The organism is Bacillus hominis (assembly GCF_018332515.1).
Taxonomy (GTDB): Bacteria; Bacillota; Bacilli; order Bacillales; family Bacillaceae_G; genus Bacillus_A; species Bacillus_A hominis.
Genome location: NZ_BOQD01000250.1, coordinates 1 through 5,793, shown reverse-complemented (window position 1 = coordinate 5,793; position 5,793 = coordinate 1). Strand labels below are relative to the sequence as shown.

Here is a 5,793-nt window from a genome sequence, read left to right as displayed (position 1 = left end):
TTATTAATTACATTGACTTAACAAAACGATAAAATTATTTACATTCTTTACTTTGAGTTAAAAAAGCTTAGTCCTTCCAAGGATCCGGCTGTAAAGAAAAGGAGTTAGGTGGGAGATCAACTTCCCGTAAATGCCCAATTGGTGATGGCTAATACTCGGCGGGGGATACTATGACTAATACAATATATCTACTACAAAAAATTCATTTCATTTATGGACGAAAGAATCAACCGTTTTATTATCCTAATTCCTATAATCTCTTTGTAAAACTATAATCCATCTCTCCACCTAAAGCTGCAGCTGTATCACCAGTTTCTCTAAAATCATGTTTATAAATTTGTTCAAATGAACCGAAATCTACTTGCTTATAAAATTCGAAACAAGGGAATCCATCATGTTCTCCTTGAATATCGATACTACCATCCTTTTTAACACATACATTTAATAAATAATCCACAGGAGGTGCATATACATTTAATGGGTTACTAGCGCTTGCACTCATTTTGAATTGCACACCGTCAGAATTCCATACAATATGAGTACACACAATATTTTCAGTACTCGCTTTTCCTGTTCTTTTATTCACAGAACCATCTGGATTTGTAATCTTCTCTGTCGTAATACCCGTGTTTGCACATGAAAACACTTCTTCTTTATAAAAATCTACTACTACCTCCTGCTCAACTCTAGAGCGCATAGTATTTACCGCATGTGGTGTAAATTCACGTGAATCGCCTTCGAATTGGATTACTTTTCCTGTTTTCATATCCTTCTTAGCTTCAGTCCAAGACATTGGAATAAATACACTGGCTCTAATTTTAACGATATTCGTCATAAGAAACACCTCTATAATTTTATTTTAGATACTGCATAATATTGAGTAAAACAGACCACAATTTCGCTCCCATAATCAATAGCTTTCTCTTTTACGTTTGCTACTTCCTTCTGAAAAATAGCGCTATATTTATATCTAGATTGTCGTTTTAAAACTATATTCCATTTCTCCAGCTAGTGCTGCTGGGGTATCATCCGTTTCTCTAAAATCATGTGTATATATTAATTCAAATGAACCAAAGTCTATTTGTCTATAAAATTCATAACAAGGGAAACCATCATGTACACCTTCAACATGCACAGTACCACTTTCATTAACTCGTATAGTCAAAAAATAATCAGCTGCAGGTGCTGCCGCGTTTAACGGATTACTTGCACTTGCTCTCATCTCAAATGAAATTTCATCTTCACTCCATACAATATTTGTACATGTAATGTTCTCTGTACTTGTTTCTCCTTTTTGATAATCAATTGAGCCATCTGGATTTGTAATTTTCACAGTAACGATACAAGCATCTGCATATGTGAAAATTTCTCTTTTATAAAAATCAATATTCACTTCTTGTTCTAATCTTGAACGCTTTGTGTTCACAGCGTATGGTGTAAACTCACGTGCATCTCCAGCATATTCAAACACTCTTCCCGTTGCAGGATCCTTAATAGGTTTCAGCAAAGCATACGGTGCAAATACACTCCCTCTAATTTTAACGATATTAACCATTTGAAACCTCCATTGATTCTATTTATATAAATCATTATTTGTTATACCAACATAATATAGTCAATTTGATTGACTATATTATGCATAGTACAATAGACCTTACCGATAGTCAACTTAATTGACTACAAGTGTGGAGGTTATATACATGGATCATCAAACATTTAACGAATTAGATCTCACTTCACTTTTATCATTATCGTTCAGCACACTAATTACTGAACTACATGACAAATTAAGTGAATTGGGATTTGAAGATATTAGGCCAGCGCATGGTTTTATGTTCAAACGCATCCTTCCTAATGGAGCAACTGGTATAGAACTAGCTGAGTATTTAGGGGTTTCAAAACAAGCTGTAAGTAAAATGGTGGATTCTCTTGAAAACAGTGGTTATGTCGCGCGCCAAACGCACCCTACTGATAAAAGAGGTAAAATCATTGTACTAACCGAACGTGGTTTATCAGTAATGAAAGCAAAAGAAGAAATAGTAGCTGAAATAGAACAGCGATGGATTGAAAATATAGGTGTAGATCGAATGCAAATGCTTAAAGAAGATTTAACAACATTCGTTAATGAAGAAAATACAGGCAAATTGGCATCAAGCGTACGACCTGTTTGGTAAACAAACTCTATATAAAAAATGAATCCATTTTGATTAGTCTTCTTCAAAATGGATTCGTTTTTCTACAGTTTTATTAAAATCGTTAATCCCTTTAAATTTTATATTAAATATATGTCCATATTTTATGCATTATATAACTCCATAACTCTCTGCATAATCAACTCTGCCGTGTTCTCCTTTGGCGGCATTAACAGCCTCGTTACCGGCCCATACACAACAGGGTTTAATTCCACTTCATACCCACCATATGCATATTCCTCTTTGCTTGGTAAATAGCCAATATATCCATTCGTATAGCCACCAAAGAAAGCTAATTCATTTTGAAGACTCTCTTTCACTTCTAACGCAGTTTCCGAAAATGGTTCCATCGGTATGCCAGAGAACATACCATCATTAATTTGAAACAGTTGAACTTCTAAATCAACACTTAACTGCCGACTACCTTGCTTATATTTCTCTAAAATGATAGTAAGCCATTCATCCGTATTCACGCCCCACTGCTTCTCAGCTAATTGGGCCATTCTTTCTATCTCTTCAATTTCAGGAATATCCTTCAATTTCATTTGCATCATCGTCGAAATAGTTCTTAAATTTATAATTGGACTATATGTAACTATTGGCAACATCGTTAATACATGTCCACTAAGCATGTAAGCCATTTGTTTTAATGCTTCCTGTGAACCTCGATACTTCGCATTTACATTACCAGCAGCACCTTGAACGATAATAACAGGACAGTTTACTATCTTCTCAAGAACCTCTCTCGTCATTCCAGGATAATCCGCTGATAATGCATCACTATCTCCTTTTAAAACATTCGGATGAGCAGTACAAAATACTACAAGTCCAAATAGCTCCTTCGTTGCAGCATCTCTCATCGCTAACATACCAATTCGTTTATCTACAACACCCTCTATATTTGTTCCCATCTTCGCTTTTCCATCAGATGTTCTCTCTCTTCGGTTTACGCCAATATCACCTGTCATAACACCCCATCCAACTTCACATAGATTCATATTATTATTCGCAGTAATAGCACCCTGCACTACATTATTTAGTAAAATCGTTTTATACGACTTTATTAAAGGATGATCACCAACTGTTTCCGGACCAGAGTGTGTATGTGTATAAACAACTGTTATTCGCTCAACTGGTACATGAAGCTCACTCGCTACTCGTTCACGAATAATATTCGTATCTTCTACTAACATCCCAATATTATCAATACTTATAAACACAGTCTTCATTTCATCTTTTTCAAATACAAAAACTGTCCCATAAATACGCTCTTCAATATTATTTATTCCTGTCTCTCTATGATATCCGACAAAATCAATACCTACAGGCGGCGTAATATCCACCTTGCATACCCCTATTTTGCTCATTTGAATTGCTCCATTTCTATATGTAACTCCCTTTCTTCAAGAATAGCATATTTAACTTTGTTCCAAATAAAAAAGAACGGACACAGCATTCTATGTCCGTTCTTTCCATCACACATACTTCCGATGCACCATCTTCCCATCATAAGAAAACACAACACCCTTACTCTCCACAATCGACTCCATATGCACTGTTCTTCCCCATAACTGATGAAGATACGGTAATACTTTTTCTAAGTATTTTAAATCTAACTCGATTCCTTCGTAACTATGTTTAATGTACAATTCTCCGTTCTTTAAGTAGTCTCCATCTTCTACTACTAAGTACGGAAAACCTCCATTTGTCCGCATATTTACGAGTTGATCACGCACATTTTCCCACTCTTTATCTATTACTTTATATTCTTTTCCTTGGCGCTGGAATAAGTACATATCTTCTCGCATGACGAGTTCTTTATTTAAGTAGTTTCTTAAGAACGATACATCCCATTCAATTTCGCGTACTTCAAAGATTTTGTCACGACCAGATCCTGGTTTTACACCGCGTCGTTTCATCTCTTCTGTCGGGTTGTTATAGCGTTCTTCAATATCTTCAAACATTTTAATACCGAGGTAGTATGGATTAATACTTGTTTTTGACGGCTGTACGACACCTGCATTTAATTTCGCGAATTCGATTGCTTCAGAAGATGTTAAGTCCATTTCACGAAGTATGCGTTGATGCCAATACGAAGCCCAGCCTTCATTCATGATCTTCGTTTCAAGCTGCGGCCAGAAATATAACATTTCCTCGCGCATCATCGTTAATATGTCACGCTGCCACTCTTCAAGCTCACGGCTATATTCTTCAATAAAGAGGAGCAAATCTTTCTCTGGCTGCGGCGGAATCTTCTTCTTTTTGCGTATATTGGATCGTTCCCTCGTTTTATTTCGATCATCTAAATTCCATAAATCATCGTATTGTGATGCCTTTTTCTTGTCTACTTCTTCCTCTTCTAAATCATCGATACTCCATGCAAGTTTCGGGCGCATAAGTGACGGATCAATGTGTTCTTGAATAGCGAGTACTGCATCTAAAAATGTTTCTACTTCTGCCTTTCCATACTTATGCTCATATGCCTTCACACGTTCAGCTGTTGCTGACATGCTCTCCACCATATCACGTTTCGTATTAGAGAAACGAATATTATTTTTGAAGAAATCACAGTGCGCTAAAACGTGCGCCACGATTAGTTTATTTTGAATTAAAGAATTCGTATCTAATAAAAAGGCATAACATGGATCAGAGTTAATAACGAGTTCATAAATTTTACTAAGTCCCAAATCGTATTGTAATTTCATTCTGAAAAATTGCTTTCCAAAACTCCAATGTGAAAACCTCGTCGGCATCCCATATGCACCAAATGTATAAATAATTTCCGCTGGACATATTTCATAACGCATCGGATAAAAATCAAGCCCAAATCCAGTCGCAATTTCCGTAATTTCCGCAATTGCATATTGCAGCGCTTTATCGTCACTTGCTCTCATTATTTTCCCTCCTTACACTTTCCCTTAAGAAAGTGTATGATGAGGAACAAGCTTTCATGAGGATTGATTGCATAATAAAAAGACACCCCCGCAAAAACGAGAATGTCTCATCTATTAACCTTCAATAATCTCCATTTTCTCCGTAATCGGTGTACGCGCTTTTCCCTCTGATGCTTTATCGAAATAGCCGATGTGAAGAATTCCAACGATACGTTGACCTCTTGTTAAACCGATTCCTTCTATAAATAGTGGATTGTAGTTTAATCCTCCTGATTTCCAAACACATCCTAAGCCACGCTCCCAAGCAAGCAATTGGAAGTTTTGCATAAATGCACATGTTGCAGCGTAATCTTCGTCACGCTGAATTTGACGTGGATCTTCATCAATGTAAACAACGATTTGCGCAGGTGTGCTTAAGAAACGATCAGATAAAATTTTGCCGCGTTTCGCTCTTTCTTCTTCTGAGAAAGAGTTTAATACTGCGTCTACTAATTTCTGACGGCCTTCTCCAATGTATAATTTACAATTCCATGGCTCACGATGTTTATGATTTGGTGCCCATGTTGCGTCGTTTAATAGTTCAATTAATAGCTCTTTTTCTACTGCTTTATCTGTAAATGTACGAACAGAACGTCTTTCTTTAATGACATTTGCAATGGAAGTATATGTAGTCATATGTATCTCTCCCCTATTTTCATCTATATGTA

At 36.2% G+C, this 5,793-nt stretch carries 6 protein-coding genes; 1 reads left to right on the top strand and 5 read right to left on the bottom strand.

Annotated features, from left to right (window positions below):
- Window positions 1-250: 250 nt before the first annotated feature.
- On the bottom strand, window positions 251-835 hold the full coding sequence (locus KI356_RS21135; RefSeq protein ID WP_212936360.1) for a DUF3238 domain-containing protein: 585 nt from the start codon (window positions 833-835) through the stop codon (window positions 251-253).
- A 135-nt stretch (window positions 836-970) separates the two neighbouring features.
- Entirely contained in the window at window positions 971-1,555 is a 585-nt protein-coding gene (locus KI356_RS21130) for a DUF3238 domain-containing protein (protein WP_212936359.1), read from the bottom strand.
- Between the two features lie 145 nt (window positions 1,556-1,700).
- On the opposite strand from KI356_RS21130, the gene KI356_RS21125 reads away from it, so the two are divergent.
- Window positions 1,701-2,174 carry a MarR family winged helix-turn-helix transcriptional regulator gene (locus KI356_RS21125; RefSeq protein ID WP_212936358.1) on the top strand — a complete coding sequence of 158 codons (474 nt, stop codon included), beginning with the start codon at window positions 1,701-1,703 and terminating at the stop codon, window positions 2,172-2,174.
- A gap of 122 nt (window positions 2,175-2,296) precedes the next feature.
- Here KI356_RS21125 and KI356_RS21120 read toward each other — a convergent pair whose 3' ends face one another.
- The 3 genes from KI356_RS21120 to KI356_RS21110 all read right to left on the bottom strand — a co-directional run bounded on the left by KI356_RS21120 (window position 2,297) and on the right by KI356_RS21110 (window position 5,761).
- Window positions 2,297-3,559 (bottom strand): neutral/alkaline non-lysosomal ceramidase N-terminal domain-containing protein, encoded by a 1,263-nt coding sequence (locus tag KI356_RS21120; protein WP_212936357.1) that lies wholly within the window; start codon window positions 3,557-3,559, stop codon window positions 2,297-2,299.
- Window positions 3,560-3,667: 108 nt separating this feature from the next.
- Window positions 3,668-5,086 (bottom strand): stage V sporulation protein SpoVR, encoded by a 1,419-nt coding sequence (spoVR, locus tag KI356_RS21115; protein ID WP_212936356.1) that lies wholly within the window; start codon window positions 5,084-5,086, stop codon window positions 3,668-3,670.
- A 114-nt stretch (window positions 5,087-5,200) separates the two neighbouring features.
- Window positions 5,201-5,761: a nitroreductase family protein gene (locus KI356_RS21110; RefSeq protein WP_128283124.1), complete on the bottom strand. Its 561-nt coding sequence runs from the start codon at window positions 5,759-5,761 to the stop codon at window positions 5,201-5,203.
- Window positions 5,762-5,793 lie beyond the last annotated feature (32 nt).

Excerpts from the sequence above, each read along its gene's own strand:
- KI356_RS21135 (WP_212936360.1), bottom strand. The coding sequence starts at position 835 with ATGACGAATATCGTTAAAATTAGAGCCAGTGTATTTATTCCAATGTCT.
- KI356_RS21130 (WP_212936359.1), bottom strand. The coding sequence starts at position 1,555 with ATGGTTAATATCGTTAAAATTAGAGGGAGTGTATTTGCACCGTATGCT.
- KI356_RS21125 (WP_212936358.1), top strand. The coding sequence starts at position 1,701 with ATGGATCATCAAACATTTAACGAATTAGATCTCACTTCACTTTTATCA.
- KI356_RS21120 (WP_212936357.1), bottom strand. The coding sequence starts at position 3,559 with ATGAGCAAAATAGGGGTATGCAAGGTGGATATTACGCCGCCTGTAGGT.
- spoVR (WP_212936356.1), bottom strand. The coding sequence starts at position 5,086 with ATGAGAGCAAGTGACGATAAAGCGCTGCAATATGCAATTGCGGAAATT.
- KI356_RS21110 (WP_128283124.1), bottom strand. The coding sequence starts at position 5,761 with ATGACTACATATACTTCCATTGCAAATGTCATTAAAGAAAGACGTTCT.